We start from the raw sequence: 18,184 nt of genomic DNA on the forward strand, positions 1-18,184 counted from the left end.
CCTCGGCGACTCACGCGCTGCTGCTCGTGTGGCCCTTCTCGTAGTTCACGACGGCTTGCTCCACCGCGCTCACCATCGCCTCGATGCGGTCGATCAGCAGCTGATACTTGCCGCCGAGCACCTCGTGGGCCTGCTCGGCGTTCAACCCGAAATACTTCGCGGCCTCCCACGGGCCGGTCTCCGAGGGGCCGACGTTGGTCAGTCCCTGGACCTCGCCCGCGGTTCCCGGGCCGCTCCAGGTGGCGCTCATGCTGGCGGGGGCGCGCCCGCGCAGCGTGCCGAGCTCGTCCCGCAGCCCCTTGAGGATCTGCCGGACCCGCGTGTGGTCGATGTACACCTCACCCGGACCTGCGCCGAGACCCGGCCAGGTCTCGGGCAGCGGCAGCTTCGGCGGCGGCGACCCGCCGCCGGGATCCTGGCCCACCTCTTGCCTCCCTCGCCTTACGCCCTGTCGATGCGGGGCGACGTGGTCGTCTGGTCGCTGACGAAGAAGTCCTCGTCTTCGAGCAGCCAGGTGGTGCGCTCGCGCTCCTGGCGCTCGCCGCCCCCGCCCGCCCCGTGCGGGGCCATCGGAACCATGCCGTTGCCCACGCCGGCGCGTGCCGCCGCCCCGCCCACGCCCCCGGCGCCGATGCCCGCGCCGGAACCGCCGCCCGCGCCGGAACCGCCGTAGCCTCCACCGCCGTACCCGCCGCCGTATCCCGTGCCGGTGCCCGAGCCGGTGCCGCCGGTCAGGCCGTTGGGGACGGCGGTCTGCGGGGTGTGGCCGGAAAGGCTGGTGCCGCCGAGCCCGGCGTCGCCCGGCCGCGTGCCGTTCGCGCCGGCGCCGCCGTTCGTGCCGCCGCCCGCGCCCGTGCCGCCGAGGCCGCCGTTGGGGTCGCCGCCCGTCCCGTTGCCGTCCAGCCCGTTGCCGTCCAACCCGCCGCCGGCACCGTCCAGTCCGGTCCCACCGCCGGGGACGCCCGTGCCCGGCCCGTACGGATCGCCGGAGCCGTTCCAGCCCGGGAAACCGCCGTCGCCCAGGCCGGTGGTGCCGGTCGAGCCCGTGCCGAGATCGCCGAGCGAGGCGGGGTTCTGCCAGTTCCCCATGTCCGTACGGAGCGTCGGGTTCGGAAAGGTCGCCCCGGGACCGGTCACCGGCGTGAACGTCGGGGGCGTCATGTCGAACTTCGGCACGTCGGTGTCGAGCGAGGCGGGGAAGAGGGCGTTGGCGGCCTGCGTCGCCTGCGTGAGCTTCTTGAGGTGCTCCTCGGCCGCCTTCATGTCCTTCTCCTCCTTCGACTCCCCGAAGAGGTTGAGGAAGGGACCGTCGCCGAAGGCCGAGCCGATGGCGCCGGCCAGGCCGCCGACGATGAACCCGCCCACGCCGCCGATGACCGCGCCGGGGATGGCTCCGACGCCCGCGAAGGGAGAGCCGGCGATGGCGCCGCCGGCCGCGCCGACCGCCCCCGCCTCCACGGCCGCGTCGTACCAGTCGACGTCGCTCTTCGTGGGCTCGGGGACGTTCTCGCCCCGGAACTGGTTGAGGGAACTGGCGTAGACGTCCAGCGCGGGCACCACGCCGCGCGCCGAGGGCGACCCCGACTGCCCCGCCGGAGCGGAGGTGTCCACGATCGCGGTCATCACCGCGACCGTGGAGGCCCTGAGCCGGTGGAGCTGCTCCTTGACCTGCTTGGCGTCCTCACCCGTCGTCCAGTGCTTGTCGAGCGAGTCCAGGTGCCTGTCGAGCGTGGCGACCACGGACTTGAGCTTGTCGTGCACGCTCTTGAACTCGCCCGAGGCCGCCCTGATGAGCTCGGGGTCGGTCTTCTCGAGCGAGGTGCGCAGCGTCTCCAGCATGACGACGCCCGGATCGGACGCGTCGATCGCGGCCCTGATCGGCATCTTCCGCTCCGCCACGGCGCCTCCTCAACCACTCCGCATGCGACTAGACGTCCGCCACACCGACATGCCGCACGCCCGCCTGCTCTCCGGCGTCGAGGTTCCTGACCGCCAGTTCCAGGCGTTCGGCGGCGATGCCGAGGGTCGAGGCGATCTCCGCGTAGACGGCGGTGACCGCGCTCTCGGCGCCGGTCACGCTGGTGTGGAACCCCATCGCGGCCTCCCAGAAGCCGCCGACGGCATCACGCTGCGTGAGCAGGCGCTTCACCGCGCCGCCCTCGTGGAAGGCGACCGGAGTCACCTCGCGTTTGGACGCACCGGGCGCCAGCAGCTCCAGCGCCTCCTCGAAGTCCTTGCGCGCGTTCCTGAGGGCCGTGCGGCTGACCTCCATGCCACCGTCGCGAGCCATGCGTCACACTCCCGTCAACGCCGTGACGGGCACCGGCGTACGAGCGCCGGCGCCTCCGGCCGTATCGTCGGACGTCCGCTCACTTGCCGTCGAACATGGCCGCGTTGATCCGCTCCACGTCCTGCATGTTCATGTTGGTGATGTTGATGTTCTTGGCCAGCAGAGACACGATGTCCGCCAGGCCCTTGGCCTCCTGCTGCCAGATCCGCCTCGTCTGGTCGTAGGCGTCCTTGGCGCCGCCCTGCCAGATGGCGGTCTTGGTGTTGAGCTTGTTCTCCAGGTTCTCCAGCTCGGTGACCAACCGGTTGAAGGCGTTCTGGAACTCGGTCTCGCCTGAGTCCAGACCACTGAAGTTGACCTTGGTGATGTCGAAGTCCACCATCGCGCTCTCCGTCCGTTCCTGGTGGTCGTCTCGGGCTCAGCGGCTGTACGAGGCGGGCGGGGCCTGGTTGATGAGCGCCTCGATCTTGTTGATCTCGGTGGTCGCCTGCGCGTTGAACTCGGCGTAGTTCTTGTTGTTCGCCCGGATGCTCTCCGCGAGGGTCTGCAGGCTGCCCAGGATGACGTCCATGCGCTCGTGCCACAGCAGGTGCACCTTGTCGAACGCGTGGTGCGACTCGCCCTGCCAGTGGGTCCTGAGGTTCTCGCCGGCACTGTCCAGGTAACGCTGGATGCCGCGGATGTTCTCGGCCGCGTCGCCGATCCAGGTGATCGCCTCGTCCAGGTCGTGCCGGCTGACTTGAGCCTGGCTTGCGCCAGAGTGCGACATGGCCACCTCCACTGATCCTGTCAATTACCCCCGACCAGGCGGGTCGGGTGATGACCCAAAAGTCACAGTAATGGATCAGCAGGGGACTTGCCGGGGCTGTCCGAGATTAAGATTTTGTCACGTCTATTGCGCTTTTGTCAGGCGGCCGGTTAGGAGCTTTGTGCGATTTGCGAGCTTTGTGGTGACTCGGCCGTAAGTAGTTGAAAACGCAATCTGCCGGCAATCGGCTGGAGGGTGTTGTGACCGATACGAGCGGCGGCGGGAATCCTTTCGCCGGCCTGGCGAACACGATGAACACGGGCGGCGCGGTGGACCCCCGCCTGACGGACCCCGAGTTCAAGATGGACTACCCCGAGGTCACGAAGTTCGGCAACGACGTGGCCGGCCGGGGACAGGTCCTGGCGGACACGAGCGACCGGATCAAGAAGATCCACCTTCCGATGCTGACCTTCGGCGTGATCGGCGGCAGCCTGAACGGCGTGCACAGCCAGGTGCGGAACACGACGGCCGATGCCGTGGCGAAGGGCAAGGAGGTCCTGGAGTCCTGGAAGGCGGCCGTCGACCAGGCGGTGAAGAACGCCAAGGAAGCCGAGAAGCAGAGCTCCGGCGACACCGGGAAGGGCGGTCAGCACGGCCTGCCGGGTGGCCCGAAGGTCCCCGGGTTCGACCCCAAGAAGCTGGGACTCGGCGGAGACGGGTTGCCCAAGACCGGCCCCGGTTCCGGCCTCGGGAACGACCTCACGCTTCCGAAGGACAAACTGGGCACCGACATCGACGACAGCCTGTCGCACCCGGACCTGCCCGACGGGAGCACGCTGCCCGGCCCCGGCGGGAACGGCGACGGCCTGCCCGGCCCCGGTGACGTGAACGGCGACGGCCTCGGCGGCAGCGGGCTCGACGACCCGAACGGCGGCGGCCTCGGTCAGGACGGCCTCGGCCGTACGGGCCTGGACGGGCTCGGCCAGAACAATGTGAATCCGCTGGAGACGCCCAAACTGCCGGGCGACACCGCCCTGTCGTCGTACACCCCGAACCCGTTGTCCCTGCCGACGCCGCCGCCGGTCCCCGACCTCGGCACGACCGGCTACGGGCCGGGCGACCACTCCGTGAACCGGCCGGGGAGCGGTGGCTACGGCTCGGGCGCCTACGGCTCGGGCGGAAACGGCTCCGGCGCGTACGGCTCGGGCGGGGGCCCGGGCGCCGCCGGTCGTGCCGGCGGCGGCGGCGGGGCGGGGGGGATACCCGCCATGCCGTACGCCCCGATGGGCGCGGGCGCGGGCAGCGGCGACCAGGACAAGGAGCGTGAGCGGGGCGCCGCGGTGCCGGAGGACGAGAGCACCTGGTTCGGCGACGAGGACGTGGCGCCTGCCGTCCTCGGGATGCAGGAGGACGTCTAAGCCATGGTGAGCATCGGGAACGTCGAGATCTGGGACGCGCGGAACAATTTCATCGCCGGCGCCGGCATGGCCGGCATGGCCGCCATCCTGGAGCCGAGCGCGCTGCCGCTGGCGGGACTGCTGGCCACGATGGTCGCCGACCCCGACGCCATGTCGCGGGGCGCGCGCGAGTGGCGCAACGAGGGAGGCGACGGCGGCCAGGCGCCCGTCGACATCGGGGGGCTGCGGGCGGATCTCAAAGGGCAGCTCACCGCGCTCGAGTCGAACGGGCATCTGAAGGGGCGGATGCTGACCACGGTCAAGGAGAAGTTCGCCGAGCTGGACAGTCAGCTCGACGGACTGGACCAGGGCATGAAGGGGGTCGGTGCCAGCCTGGACTCCGCGTCCCAGCTCTACACGGTGGCGAGTGTCATCGCGCTGTCGATGGGCGGGGTGGCGTTGACGCTGGCGAACATCAGCGTCGCGGCCAAGACCAACCCCATCTCCATGGCCGCCGTGCAGCCCACCGTCACCGGCATCATGGCCACCATGTCGAGGACCGCGCAGAAGGTGTTCGCGGTCCTGGCGAGGTTGAACTGGAAGGTCGCCGCGATCTTCACAGGGGTCGCCTACCTCGCCGGCGGCGCCCAGCAGAAGTTCCCCGGCATGCAGGCCGTCACGATGCAGGCGCCCGACTTCACCAAGGCCAAGGTGGCCTTCGATCCGACCAGCGGAGGCCTCACCGAGCCCCTCCCGGACCCCGGCGACATCGGGAAGACGCCGTCCTTCATGCCGCCGATCGGCATCTGATGGAGTGGGCGGCCGGCGCGTTCGAGCGGCGGCTCGGGGCGGCGTACGACGCGGGCGATCTCGCGGTCTGCCTGAGCATGCTCAGGGACACCGAGCTGGCGCTGCCCATGCCGCCGGACGGCGACGCCGCCTGGCCGACGATCACCGCGCCCGACCGGGTGTGGCTGCCCGCCTACACCTCCTTCGAGGCCATGACGGCGGCCACGGGCCTGTCCCGCGCCCGGATCACCTCGCTGGCCGAGCTGGCCGCCGGCTGGCCCGACCCGCACTGGGGCCTCGCCGTCAACCCGGGCCTGCCGGTGCGCTTCCTGCTCGAACCGGGGACCGTCGCCAGGCTGGCGGTCCCCACACTCGCGCAGGACCGCATGGCGGAGCCCGAGCCCGCCCTGCCCGTCGTGCAGAAGCCGCTGACGCCGGAGGAGGTGCACGGCTACCTCGGCGACGGGGAGTCGCGCGTCTCCGGCTACTGTCACCACGCGCTCGACGTGGCGCACGTGGCGACGCCCGCCGTGCTCGCCGACGCCCTCGGCCGGGGCGCCGACGACGGCCTGCTCAGCGGCGACGGCTCACTGTTCCTGCTGCGGTGGCGCACGGTCGGGCTCAACCTCTACCGCACGCCGTACGGCGGGACCGACGAGGCGGGCATGGAGGCGGTGGCGGGCTGGGTCGTCGAGGAGCCGCCGTTCGCCGGCATGGGCCTCGCGCCGAATGTGGACTTCCTGGTCCGCGAATACAAGGTGGACGCCGTACGGCTGCCGCACGGCTCGGAGGTCGTCGAGCTGACCGCGGCCGGCACCGAGGTCGTGCGCGCGGTTCACGACGGCGACCTCGGCCGCTGGGGGCCCGGAGAGCCGGCCGCCGCCTCCCTGAGCTCCTACCGCGCGCGCTGGCGGGGGGCCGACTTCCCGGCGAGTCCGGATCCGGGACACGACGGGCTGCTGATCCGGCTGCTAGGCGACGGGCCGGCCGACGGGTTCGAGGAGCGCGCTCCGGGCCGCTTCGTGCGGCCCGTGCCCGCCGGGGAGTGCGAGGCCGTCTTCCACGTCACGCGGGTGTGCGAGTGGCGCGGCGCACCCTGTCTCGTACGGGACGAGCGCGAAGGCGAGCTGCTGCTCGAATACACCGGCGGGCGGCTGCCGGTGGCACGGGCGCTCGGCCTGGAGCGGATCGAGCGGGGCGTCCACCGGCGCTGGGTGGCCCGCGCCGAGGCGAGCGGGTTACACGAGCACGCCGAGCCCCTCGACCTGGGGCTCCACGAACCAGCCTGATTCCGGGACCATTCGGATCGAAGGAGCGGACGCAGATGAGCGAGACCGATCCGCACATTCATGTCGAGCAGAAGGTGATGCAGGCCGGAGCCGACTACCGCAATCTGATCGCCTCGTCGTTGGGGCACGCACCCGATGCGCCGGATGTCGTCACCGTTGGTTGCGGGCTCCCGGTGCCCTATGCGATGACCTCGACCCGCCCGGAAAGCGTCACCTGCCTCGCATGCCGGGAACACGCTCACCGGGAGTACCTGCGCTACGCCGAGCAGGTGGAGCGTCTGAGCCGGATGCCCGGCGCGCCCGTCACCGGCGACCAGGCCGCCAGGGCCGCGCGATGGGCCCGGGACTTCGCGAAGAGGTTCTCCGGCTAGAACGGTGCCCTGCGTGTCCGATCGGTGTCTTCGCCGCCTCTGCCGACATCACTAGCCGAATGTCAAAGCGAGGTGTGATAATCCCGCATATTGGACATAGATCATCATCGAGGTGAACGCGGTCGATCGGGGTGATGAACACGACCGGGGGACAGACGCCGGACGCCGCCGGGATGCGGGCGTACGCCGAGGAACTGCGGGCCACGTTCATGCGCCTGCAGGAGGAGGCGCCCGCGCTGCACGAGAAGGCGCGTGCCGTGCAGGTGACGGAGAAGTCGCGCGACGGGCTCGTGGCGGCCACCGTCGGCGCGAACGGCGACCTGATCAGGCTCGACCTCGACCCGCGCATCTACCGGCGGCAGGACGCGCGGGGCCTGGCCGACGCCATCACGCGGACCATCCACGCCGCCGTGGCCAAGGCCCAGGACCGGGTCGTCGAGATCTTCGCGCCGCTCATCCCCGCCGAGCAGATGAGGGCACACATCGGCGGTGACCTCGACGCGGTGCTCGAACAGATGTCGATGCAGATGCCGATGCAGACGCCGAGGCGGACACCGGAGGGGCCATGAGTGAGCTGTTCGAGGTGAACTACGTCGACATCCGTCCCCAGCAGCTCGCGAAGGGCCTGTCGCAGTGGCACGCCGCCTCGTCCGACACGGAGAGCGGCTACGCCGCCAGCCTGGGGGAGATCCGTCGGCTCAACGCCGCCGAGCCGTGGGGGCAGGACAAGGCCGGGGCCGCCTTCCGCTCCGCCTACATGCAGGGCGACGGGCCCGACACGGTGATGAAGCAGGGTGAGGACCTTGCCGCGAAGGTGGTCGAGCTCGGCCCGACCGTGCGGCGCAGCGCCGAGAACGCCCGGGGAATGGACGCCCAACGGGCCAGAGAGGTACGCGAGATCCTGAAACGGGTCTGACGATGACGCACTCCTCCACGACCGGTACGGGCTCCGGTGCCAAGCCGGCCACGACGAACGGCGACGTCACCTCGACCGGCGACGGGCTGCCCGGCTTCGCCGACGGCGGCGGCTCTGTCGCCGACGTCACCCCCGCCTGGGGCGAGTCGCTGCCCGCCTGGGCCGACGACCTCATCGCCATGCTGACGGCGGGCCAGACATGGCCCGAGGCGAGCGAGAGCCTGCTCTGGCAGCTCGCCCGGGCCCATCGGTCCGCGACCGTGAGCGTCGTCCAGTCCATCGATCCGGTGGGAGCCGCCGCGGTCGCCGTGCTCAGCGGGATGCAGGGCCCGTCGATGCAGGCGTTCCTGGCACGGCTCGGCGAGCACTACTCGGAGCAGTCGGGCCTGCTCGGGGTGGCGAACAACCACTTCGCCTACGCGGCGCAGGCCGACGACTACGCCCGCGCGACCCAGTATTCCAAGTTGTCCAACAACGTGATGTTCTGGATCGCGCTGATCGCCACGTTCATCGCACTCGTGGCGGCCTTCTACTCCGCCGGGGCCTCCACCCGGTTGGTCGGGCCGATCGCCGCCCGCGCCCGCGCCGAGATGGAGAGGATCCTCGAACAGCTCGCCCTCGCCGCAGGCCGTCCCGCCGCGGCCCGGGCGCTCGCCAGAGGGACCGCGCTGGCCTCGGTCCGGGCCGGCCTGCTCGGCCGCATCCTCGCCAACCCGCTGGGCAGGGAGATCGTCGAGGAGATCGGCGAGGAGATCGCCGGCGACGGCATCGCCCAGTTCCAGCAGGGGAAGATGGGCACCCGGGACGGCTGGGAGTGGAAGATGACGAGCGCCGCCGCCCTGGGCGCGGCGGGCGGCGCGGCCGTCGGCATGGGGGCCGCGCGCCCCGTCAGCAACCTGGTCAACAGGACGCCCCTGCTCAGGAGGCTGAACACCGACGCCCCCGGCTTCGGCAACGCGTTCAAGCGCTTCCCCGGCCGGGCGCTGACGACCGGCCTGACCAATGTGATCGCCTCTCCGGCCGGAAGCGTCCTCGCCAACGGGCTCGTGTACGGCCAGTGGGAGATGCCCGACGGGGAGTCGCTGCTCGGAGCCGCCCTGTCGGGCGCCGCCCGTACGAACACGATCAGCCCGTTCAACCTGGACGCGATCGAGGCGGGTATCAGCCCGCGTACCGCCCTGGCCTCGGCGTACGACACCAGCCTGCGCACCGACCTGACCCGTGCCCTCTCCGGTACGTCTCCGGCCTCCGCCGCCGGGCAGCCTTCGGGCGGCGATCCGGGGGCCGCGTCCACGAACACGGCCGGCGGCGGCCAGATCACAGGCACCGGCGGGTCCACGGGCTCGGGGAGCACGAGCCCCGCGTCCGTCGCGGGGCAGCCCTCCGGCGGCCAGCCCGCCACATCCGGCGCCGGCCAGACTGCGGCCGCGACGCCGAGCGGGTCCACCCAGGCGGCGAGCACAGCGCCGTCCCCCGCAGCGTCCGGCCAGGCAACGGCCGCTTCCTCCGCCACCAGCGCTCCGTCGGCCACCGCCGGCCAGCCCGCTGCCACCGGGGTCGGCCAGGCGGGGGCCGCGACGCCGAGCGGGTCCACCCAGGCGGCGAGCACCGCGCCGTCCCCCGCACCGTCCGGCGCGGGCCCAACGAACCCCGGCATAGGCAGTGCCGCCAACGCGGGTGGTGCCGCCCCCGGCACGGCCGGTTCCGGCACGCCCGCCCCGGCCACACCCGCCACCTCCACCGCGAGCCCCACTCCGGCCGCGAGCCCCACGTCGGCCCCCGCGTCCACGGGGACGCCCTCCGTCGCGCCGTCGGCCGCATCTCTTCCCGGTGGCGCCACCTCACCCGCCACGTCATCCGCCGCGGCGTCACCGGCTGCGGCGGCTGCCCCGGGCCCGGGTGCTCAGGCCCCGGCTGCCTCGGCCTCGGCGTCCTCCGGGACGACCGCCGGCACCACTTCCGGCAGCGCCGCGCTGCAGGCTTCGGCTCGTACCGCGGTCTCCGACGTGCTGTTCACGATCGCGCCCGACGTGCTCTTCCTGCGCGACGGCCAGGGCGCCAGGCTGACCGGTCCCGACGGAAGGTCGATACAACTGCCGGGCGAGGACATGAAGGCCCTCGCGGATCGACTGACGGCGCGTGCCGCCGAGGGGGTGGACACACCTCGGCTCCGCGCGGAGGCGGCCGCCCTGCTGGGGGCGAGGATCGCTGAGGAGAGCCAGGGGCTCCCGGTCGAGGGGGCCCTCGACGCGCTCGCCCGGCTCGCCGACGCGACGCCGGACAGCCGCGCCGCCGCAGTTGCTGTGGCGGGCGAGGTGCTGGAGGACAACCCACGCGGCTGGCGGCCCGACCGGCTGAGCGACGCGGGGGCCGGACTGGTGGAGGAGGCGGTGGTCCCGCCGCACGGACTCGACCACGCCCTTCGCGTCGGCCGCTCCTCCGACATCGCTGCGGACATCGTCCGGCGCGCCGAGAGCCTCGCCGGGATCGCGTCCGCCTCCGGCACGAACGGGACACCCAACCCGGCGAGCGGAGGCCAGGCCGTCGCGGCCTCCGCCGGGGCGTCGTCGAACGCCGCGGCCTCGCCCAACACGGCCAACTCCAACACGGCCAACTCCAACACGGGGGCCGCTCCGGCGGCGAACTCCGCTCAAACGGCCAACCCGGCGCGGCCCGGCACGCGGCCGGGACCCCGTACGACCCGGGGGCGGGGGAACGTGACCGCCCGGCCCATCGTGCGGAGCCTGTTCGTCGCCGACGGCAGGCCGCCGCACCTGGCCGACCTGTCGCAGCAGGAGGCGGAGCGGGGCTTCCTATCGCTCCGCGCGTCCGACGTGGCTCCCGATGTGACGGCGCTGAGAACAGCCGGTGAGCAGACGGTCGTGGTGGACACGGGCCGGCTCGGCGCGCAGCACTTCCGGTTCGAGGTCGGCCCGGTACGCGGCGGCCGTCTCGCCAGGACCGGGGTCCGGTCCGGCACTGCCGCAGACCCCCACGTCGTACGGCTGTCGCCGCGCCTGGCGAACGACATCCTGCCCCGGGTGTGGCTGCACGAGATCAGCGACGTCTTCCAGCGGATGTCCGGCCCCCGGCAGGGCGTGATTCGCTCCTTCCTGAGCCGGACGGCCGAGCCGGACGCGACGGCCTGCGTCACGGCCCGTTATCGCGAGCACGCGCTCCTGGACAGGCAGTGGCGGGCGGCGCCGGCACAGGAGCGCCCCGCCATCGTGCACGAGATCGAGCAACTGGGGCGTGAGATCGAGAGGCTCGGGCACGCCGCCCCGGCATCGCCCTGGTCGGCGCCCCGGCCATCCGCCGCACCCCAGCCGGCCCCCGACCCCGCGACACAGACCTCCACCGCGCAGACCTCCACTGCGCAGAGCCCCGCCCCGCAGAGCCCCGCCGCGCCCGATCCGGTGGCGGATCTGCTCGGGCTGGCCCGCGCCCAGCAGGACACGCTGACGAAAGCCGCCGACGAGCTGCTCAAGGCGGTCAAGGGGAAGATCGACAGCACTAAGGCGGCCACGGCCGACGCGAAGAAGGCCGAGGAGGCCGCCGAGAAGGCGTCGCAGGAACAGGACCGCGGCGCCGGGGAACGCCGTCGCAAGGCGCTGGCGGACCGCGACGCCCACCGGGCGAGCGCCGAGCGCGCCGGCCAGAGCAAGGAGGCGTACGCGCGGGCGGTGCGGCAGGCGGTCGAGGCACGCAGGGCGTACCAGACGCTGGAGAGCGCCCTGAACGCCGTCCCCGCGGGCCGGACGGGCACGCCGCCGGCGGAGATCGCCAGGCTGGCCCGGGAGGCGGAGGCCGCCCACACCGCGTACAAGGAGGCGTTCGCGGAGGCCCTGCCCGCGCCCGAGGTCCTGTCGGAGGCGACGCCCGCGGGCCGGCTGCCCCATCTCGAACGGCTCACGCAGGTCGTCAACGACATGCTCGAACGCGCCGGGGTCGACCACCGCTACGCGCCCGACGAGCTGTCGCACGTGTTGCGGTCGAACTTCAGGTGGGTGGTGTCGCAGGACGGGGTGCTGCTGCGGGTGGGCCGCGGCACCCGGGCCGAGCTGCGGTTGCGGCTGAGGGTGACGGACCTGGTCGAGGTCTTCGGCCATCCGGTGCGGCACTCCCAGTCGATGCTCGGCCAGTTGCCGCAGGGCGGCCGCTCGGCCTCCGCCACCGCCAACCGTGCGGTGCGCCTGGCGCCGAATCTCGACCTGAACGCCCTGACCAAGCCGTGGCAGGACACCCACTGGCTCGGGATGCTGATGAAGTTCGGCGTGTTCAGGATCGGCTCCACTTTCGGCAGGAGCGAGTCGTTCAACGGCAACGCGTCGGATTTCGCGCTGGCCGGCGCGGTGCAGGACAACGCGGGCGAGGCGCTGGTGCTCGACGGGCTCGCCTCGGCGGAGGTGGAGCTGCGCACCGCGACCGGCGCCGAGACGGCACGCGTGGACGGCGGCACGGCCGGCGACGCCGGGAGCCTTCGGATGTATCTGCCGCACACGCACGCGCAGCGGGGGCCGGCCGAGGTCACCCGGATTCACCCGAAAGAGCGGCAGCGCACGCCGTTCCCCGAGCACGCGGTCACCGGGCTGACCGGGTTGCAGGACCTCGCCGAGCGCACCGCGGCGCGGATCGGCCACTCCGAGGTCGGCGGCATGACTCGCGACCAGATCTTCACGATCATGACGAAGGAGCTGCCGGCCCGGCTCGGTGAGGCCATCAACGACCCCGAGGGACTGCGCCGCCCGATCACCGTCAACGGGCGGGTGATCGGCTATGTGCAGATTCACACCGAGGTCATGATGGACACGGCGCGGCCGGTCGGCACGCCGAGCACCAAGCACCGCCTGGAACGGCTGCGTGTGGGGTTCTCGGGCGCGTCGGGCTCGCGCTCGGCCGGCCGGTCCTTCGAGATCAGGGGCACCGCGGGAGCCCAGCTTCCCGTCGGCAATCGGCACATGCTCCGCGCCGCCGGTCTCGACGGTTACAAGACCGCCACACCGCGCCTCACGGGCGGGCTCGGCCGCTCCTGGTCGCGGTCGCGGTCGATGAGCGCCGGCGGGACCGCCATCCGGCCGAGCGTGCAGCGCTGGGCGGGCCACACCCAGGCGTACGCGCTGGAGCTCGAACACACGGTGACCGTGCGGCTGAACACCGACGACGCCCCGCACACCCCTGTGGAAGGCCAGAGCAGGGGCCTGTTCCGCATGCCGGAGCCCCAGGCATACCGCTACGGCCTTCCCGTCGACCGGTCGGCCGTACAGAAGGACGGCAGGCTCAGGGACGATCCGACGCCCGGCACCCCGGAGGGCCGCCTGCCCAGGCTGCCCGGCTGGTCGCGCAGAGCGGCGGGCGGCGCCACGGGCGCCGGGCCCGCGCTCGTGCAGGCCAGCGAGCGGCCGCAGAGCGTCAGGAACCTCGACGAGGTGCGGACGAAGGTCGAGGTGGCGTTGCGGGCGCGCGGCCTGCTGCCGGGCGAGAACGGCCGGCTGTCGCGTGACCCGCTGACCCGGGCGAGCCAGATCGCCAACATGATCGAGCTGGCCGAGCAGTTCTCCCCGGCCCGTCTGCAGACCGCGTACGACCAGGCCATGCAGGACGGCATCCTCCTCGACCTGGTGACCCAGGGCATCGGCCGGGCCAGCCGGCACCTCACCGTGCGCATCCGGCTTGCGCAGTCGGGCCAGGAGGAGTTCCAGGGCACCAGCGCCGCCGACGTCGTGACCGACCTCGACATCTCGTCGGAGACCTCCGGCCGCTCGGTCGGCCGTTCGCGCGGCCGGTCCCGGGACGTCGGCCCCGGTCTCGGCCTGGAGACGAAGCCGGGCCAGGGCGGCTCGACCGGCGGCGGGTTCGGCGCTCACTGGAGCAAGGGGCACACGTTCTCCACGACCCTCAACGACACGGGCAACCTGGTCACGCTGGCGGAGGGCACCGCTCCGGCGGCGGTCTTCGAGGTCCCGCACAGGCTCACCGTGGACCTGATCGAGGACGACGGTACGGCCACGCTGCTGGCCCGGAGCGGCGACGTGTGGATGCGGGTGCTGCTGCCCTCCGACCTGCTGCCGGAGCAGCGGGCCGAGCCCTCGCCCAGCCACCCGACGTCCCCGGAGGCGCTGAGCCTGGCCACCCTGCTGCACGTGGACGGAACCGGCGTGCTCGGCTCCCTCCGGTCGGTGCTGCCGAAGGCGATGCGGCCGGGCTCGGTGTCGTTCCACCACCTCGCCGAGGCGTTCACCATGCGCAACCTCATCTCCCACCCGGAATGGCTGCTCGCCGACCCCGCCGAACCCGCCACGACGTACAGCACCGCCCTGGCCGTGCGCCCGCGCGGCCTGCGTACGCACCGGGCGTCGGCGTGGGTCACGGCCCGGCTGGGCGAGTCGACGTTCGTGACCGCGGCCGACCTGGTGGTCGGCGACATCAACTTCACGATGGGTGCGCACACCACGCGGACGGAGACGCGCGGCGGACGGTCGGTGGACGCCTCGACCGGTGTGAGCGAGGCGCTGCCCGGCCCGCTCGGCGGCAAGGAGGAGGCCGGCGCGTCCGGAGCGGGGAGCAGGTCGTCGGCGATCTCCGACACGGCGATCTGGGGCAGGGAACGGCTGGCCATCGACACCGGCAAGCACTACGTGTTCGAGATGAAAGCGGACATCACGGTTTCCGGGGACGAGACGGGCAACCGGCGGGCCGACGCCGCGCCGCTGCGGGACAGGACGGTCGTCTACTCCCTTCCCGAGCGCGACGCGCTCGATTTCTACGGCACGGGCCGGCTCAAGCTGCCCCTCGACCAGGTGGCCGACGCGGTGACGCGACTGCTGGACGGCAACCTCCGGCTCGACCCGCGTACGGCGGTGCCGCTGGTCCGCAGATACCTGGCCGACCGGGCGCTGGCGCGAAGGAACGGTCACCCCCGGCCCGACCTGGAGCACAAGCACCCCCGCGATGTGCTCACCGAGCGGCTCGCCAAGGACTTCCCGATGCGCGTGGCGGCCGAGGGGAACCGGCTCAAGCAGATGCACGACAGGCTGCCGGACCTCGCCAGCCGTGTGGACGTCCCCGACCTCTACCGTGACTCCCTCGGTGAGAGCACCGTGAAGAGGGCCGAGCTCACGGCCCCGGACGGCACGCCGACCCGCCTGATCGACCAGGTGCTCGACCAGATCGGGAAGGTGGCGCCCGGCGCGCTGAAGCGGGACCCGGTCCTGCTGCGCAGCCTGTTCGGCGACTTCGCCGGCAAGCGCTGGTGGGGCAAGATCGACGACATGAGCGGGACGGAGGGCTTCGTCAAGACGTACTCGCTCAGGATCGGTCCGCACCTCACGGAGGACGTCACGGTCAGGATCAGCGCGGTGCTCCACGGCGACGAGGCGACGTACGGCGGAAACGTCCACAACTTCGGCCAGATCCTCCAGGACTACACGTACACGCAGGAGGACCACGCCGAGTCGTCGGGCAAGACGTTCGGCGGCAACGCGAACGCCGGAGCGGGACAGGACGCCGGCAGCGGCGGTCGCGCGGTCGCCACCGACAGGTCGCACACCGGCACGGCCACCACCGGCACGCAGCGGACCCGCATCCAGCGCCACGCGGCATTCCGCGGCGGGCAACTCGTCGAGCATCCGCTGACCGTCACGATCGAGGTCGAACGCACCTCGAGCCGCCTGCGCGGCGCCGTCGCGAAGGCCACCCGCGTCCCCCGGGCCGGCCGTGTCACGCTGGACGGCACGATGACCCGGGTGCTGCCGGACGGCATGGTGGCGAAGGAGGGCACGGTCGCCGCGCGGCCGCCCGCCCGGCCCGACGTGCGGAGGGTCGTGCCGCCGGAGGTCTTCGCGACCGAGGGGCTCAGGGCCGACGGGCTGCTGCGCGCCGTGTTCGACCGGCTCTCCCGCAAGGACCTGCTCGGCGGGGCCGCCACCATGGAGCACTACGCCGAACTGGCCAAGGCGCTCACCGGGAACGGCCTCACGACCCGGCTGGAGCGGATGACCGGCCCCGACGGGCACCGGCTCATCCGGCTGCCCATGCCGGGCAGACCCGGCCGGGTGGTGGACGTGCGGATACACGCCGGCCTGTCCGAACCCGACCCGGTGGCCCTGGGCCTGAACGACACCGAACTCGGGCTGGTGGACCGCGAGCAGAACACCGCGGGAACGGCCACCGACCGGGGGCAGATGCTGCCGCTCGGCCGCACGTACAGCGGGGGGCACGCCGCCGGGGTCGGGGCCGACCTCGGCGCCGGCGACCAGACCGCGCAGTCGAGCTCGGGCAGCGGCGGCAACCGCGACGAGACCAGCGTCTTCGCGAAGAGCACCGGGGCCAAGGTGCGGTTCCGGGTCGACTTCGACCTCCGGTTCGAGGTGCGCCAGGTGGCGCGCGGCGGCGCGGAGACGGTGCTGCGGACCGAGGACATCCCGCACGGCGCGACCGGCACGGCCCATCTGATCATGTTCCAGTACGCGCTGGAGGAGATGCTGGCACGGCGCGACGCGGGCGCGACCCGGCCGCTGTGGGACTTCCACCGGCAGAGGGCGGCCACGCCCGGCGTCTTCCTCTCCCACGACACCGTGCGCGCGCTGGCCGCCAGGCAGCCGTCGTACGACCCGGCGGCACCCAGCAGAGCGATGGCCGCGGCGCTCAGAGGACGCACGGGGACGCTGCCGGTGGGCATCGTCGCCGACATCGGCCAAATGAATGCGGCGCCGACGAATGCGACGCCGGCGAATCCCACGCAGACGAATGCGACGCCGGCGACGCCGCCCGGTTCGATGGCTCTCGTGGAGGAGGCCAGGCTGCTCGCGCGCGACCTCGGCGCCGACGTCCACCTCCACCTGAGGCGGCCGGACGGCAGCGTCGAGCGCTACCTGGCCACGCCCGCCGGCGAGCTGTCCGGCGAGTCCTTCGCCGAGGCGCTCGGCACGGTGCCGCCCGATCTGGTGGCGCTGGCCGAGGGGCACGGCCTCGACCTGCGTGACCTGTACGGCGGGCGGTCCGACGGGTTCGCCGACCGGATCGGCGAACGGCTCGACGCCCTCGGCGTCGCCAGGCCCGCGCCGGCCGACCCGGGCTGGCCGGTGCCCGAGACGGCCGCGGACGCCACCTGGGGCGGCACCACCCTCATCACCGCCCCGCCCGGCAGCGTGACGGCCGAGCCCATCCCCAAGACCGCGTTCGTGGCCGACGGCCGGGCCCCGCACCTGCCCGGCCTGTCGAACGCCGAGATCCCCGCGGCCGTCGCCGACCTGCGCCCGGCGGACTTCGGCCGGGGCGTCCACGCCGTGACCGCGACGCCGGACGGCACGGTCGTCACCGTCGAGACCGCCCGGTTCGGCACGCAGCGCTTCACCGTGCTGCCCGAGGATCCCGGCGGCGGACGCCCGGGCCGTACGGAGGTCGCCGCGGGCGCCGGCCCGCACGTGATCCGGCTGGCGCCGAGGCTGGCCCCCGACGTGGTGGCCCGGGTGCTGCTGCACGAGATCAGCGACACCCTGCAGAAGCGGTCGGCGGCGGAGCAGGGGACGGTGCGCCGGTTCCTGAACGCCCTCGATCCCGGCTACGACGCCTGTGCCTCCGCCCGCTACAACGAGCACGCCTACCTGTCGCGCAGATGGCGGGCGACGACCTCGGACGAGGAGCGGGCGCGGCTGCGGCACGAGATCGAGGCGGTCGCCCGCGATCTCGGCGCGCGGGGCCAGGTGGCGCCCCCGCCGCCGTGGGTCACCGTGCCGCCCCAGGCGCCGGTCCCCGACCTGTGGGAGCGGATGCGCAGGCTCAGCAACACCTCCGGCTGGGAGCCGCCCGACGAGGACGACACCGTCCCCGCACCGGAGGACACCGGACAGCGGAACGCGAGGAACGTGTGATGCCCTACTCGATCGCCAGGAGCAGGGACGAGGCGCATCTCTATCTCGACCTCAACCCCTGCGCCTGCGGCTCGGCGGACACCGGCTGGGACAGCGGCCTGGCGAGCGTCGAGGGGGAGCTGGTCACCTGTTACGAGGGGCGGTGCGCGGCGTGCGGCGCCGAGCGGGAGCACCTGTTCGGACTCCCGGAACGGGAGGTGACGCCCACGGGCTTCCCGACGTTCGGCGGCGCGGAGCCGTCCGAGCTGCTGGACCCCGGCGAGTGGCTGTGGGTGGCCGACCTGACGGCGGGCAACGTCCCGGAGGGCGGGGAGCGGCAGGCGCTGTCCATCGCGCGGGCCGCGGTCGAGGAAGTGATCAAGTTCGTCCCGCCGGGGCAGGACGAGGTGCCCGAGGACGCGTTCTGGTCGGAGCGGGGACGCGCCGTGCGCGCCGCCGAGCCGGGACGGTTCCGCCTCGACCGGCTGCTCGTCGTACGCGACACCTACCGGGAGCTCGCCGGAGCCTAGAGTAAG

The 18,184-nt window shown here is 72.9% G+C and carries 13 protein-coding genes; 8 read left to right on the top strand and 5 right to left on the bottom strand.

Annotation, left to right across the window (positions count from 1 at the left end; all coding sequences use genetic code 11):
* Positions 1-10: 10 nt before the first annotated feature.
* The 5 genes from FLX07_RS08520 to FLX07_RS08540 form a co-directional block, all read right to left on the bottom strand.
* A complete protein-coding gene (locus FLX07_RS08520; RefSeq protein ID WP_142569310.1) occupies positions 11-424 on the bottom strand; it encodes a hypothetical protein in 414 nt (137 codons plus the stop codon).
* A 17-nt stretch (positions 425-441) separates the two neighbouring features.
* A complete protein-coding gene (locus FLX07_RS08525; protein WP_142569312.1) occupies positions 442-1,899 on the bottom strand; it encodes a WXG100 family type VII secretion target in 1,458 nt (485 codons plus the stop codon).
* 28 nt (positions 1,900-1,927) lie between these two features.
* Positions 1,928-2,290: a hypothetical protein gene (locus tag FLX07_RS08530; RefSeq protein WP_142569314.1), complete on the bottom strand. Its 363-nt coding sequence runs from the start codon at positions 2,288-2,290 to the stop codon at positions 1,928-1,930.
* Between the two features lie 79 nt (positions 2,291-2,369).
* Complete coding sequence (locus FLX07_RS08535; RefSeq protein ID WP_142569316.1) at positions 2,370-2,672, bottom strand: WXG100 family type VII secretion target; 303 nt, start codon at positions 2,670-2,672, stop codon at positions 2,370-2,372.
* A 36-nt stretch (positions 2,673-2,708) separates the two neighbouring features.
* On the bottom strand, positions 2,709-3,059 hold the full coding sequence (locus FLX07_RS08540) for a WXG100 family type VII secretion target (RefSeq protein ID WP_142569318.1): 351 nt from the start codon (positions 3,057-3,059) through the stop codon (positions 2,709-2,711).
* A 239-nt stretch (positions 3,060-3,298) separates the two neighbouring features.
* Here FLX07_RS08540 and FLX07_RS08545 point away from each other — a divergent pair, with 239 nt between their 5' ends.
* From FLX07_RS08545 to FLX07_RS08585, 8 genes are all read left to right on the top strand, one after another.
* On the top strand, positions 3,299-4,456 hold the full coding sequence (locus FLX07_RS08545; protein WP_142569320.1) for a hypothetical protein: 1,158 nt from the start codon (positions 3,299-3,301) through the stop codon (positions 4,454-4,456).
* A 3-nt stretch (positions 4,457-4,459) separates the two neighbouring features.
* Entirely contained in the window at positions 4,460-5,245 is a 786-nt protein-coding gene (locus FLX07_RS08550; protein ID WP_142569322.1) for a hypothetical protein, read from the top strand.
* On the top strand, positions 5,245-6,513 hold the full coding sequence (locus FLX07_RS08555) for an SseB family protein (RefSeq protein ID WP_223853037.1): 1,269 nt from the start codon (positions 5,245-5,247) through the stop codon (positions 6,511-6,513). The genes FLX07_RS08550 and FLX07_RS08555 overlap by 1 nt, the downstream gene beginning before the upstream one ends.
* Before the next feature lie 35 nt (positions 6,514-6,548).
* A complete protein-coding gene (locus FLX07_RS08565; protein WP_142569323.1) occupies positions 6,549-6,884 on the top strand; it encodes a hypothetical protein in 336 nt (111 codons plus the stop codon).
* A 134-nt stretch (positions 6,885-7,018) separates the two neighbouring features.
* Positions 7,019-7,453, top strand: a complete 435-nt coding sequence (locus FLX07_RS08570) for a YbaB/EbfC family nucleoid-associated protein (protein WP_142569325.1) — start codon at positions 7,019-7,021, stop codon at positions 7,451-7,453.
* Positions 7,450-7,800, top strand: a complete 351-nt coding sequence (locus FLX07_RS08575; RefSeq protein WP_142569327.1) for a hypothetical protein — start codon at positions 7,450-7,452, stop codon at positions 7,798-7,800. Before FLX07_RS08570 ends, FLX07_RS08575 begins: the two co-directional genes overlap by 4 nt.
* Positions 7,801-7,802: 2 nt before the next feature.
* Entirely contained in the window at positions 7,803-17,669 is a 9,867-nt protein-coding gene (locus FLX07_RS08580) for a WXG100-like domain-containing protein (protein WP_142569329.1), read from the top strand.
* Positions 17,669-18,178, top strand: a complete 510-nt coding sequence (locus FLX07_RS08585) for a hypothetical protein (RefSeq protein ID WP_142569331.1) — start codon at positions 17,669-17,671, stop codon at positions 18,176-18,178. The genes FLX07_RS08580 and FLX07_RS08585 overlap by 1 nt, the downstream gene beginning before the upstream one ends.
* The last annotated feature ends 6 nt before the right edge of the window (positions 18,179-18,184 follow it).

Source organism: Microbispora bryophytorum (genome assembly GCF_006874465.1).
In the GTDB taxonomy this organism is placed as follows: Bacteria; Actinomycetota; Actinomycetes; order Streptosporangiales; family Streptosporangiaceae; genus Microbispora; species Microbispora bryophytorum.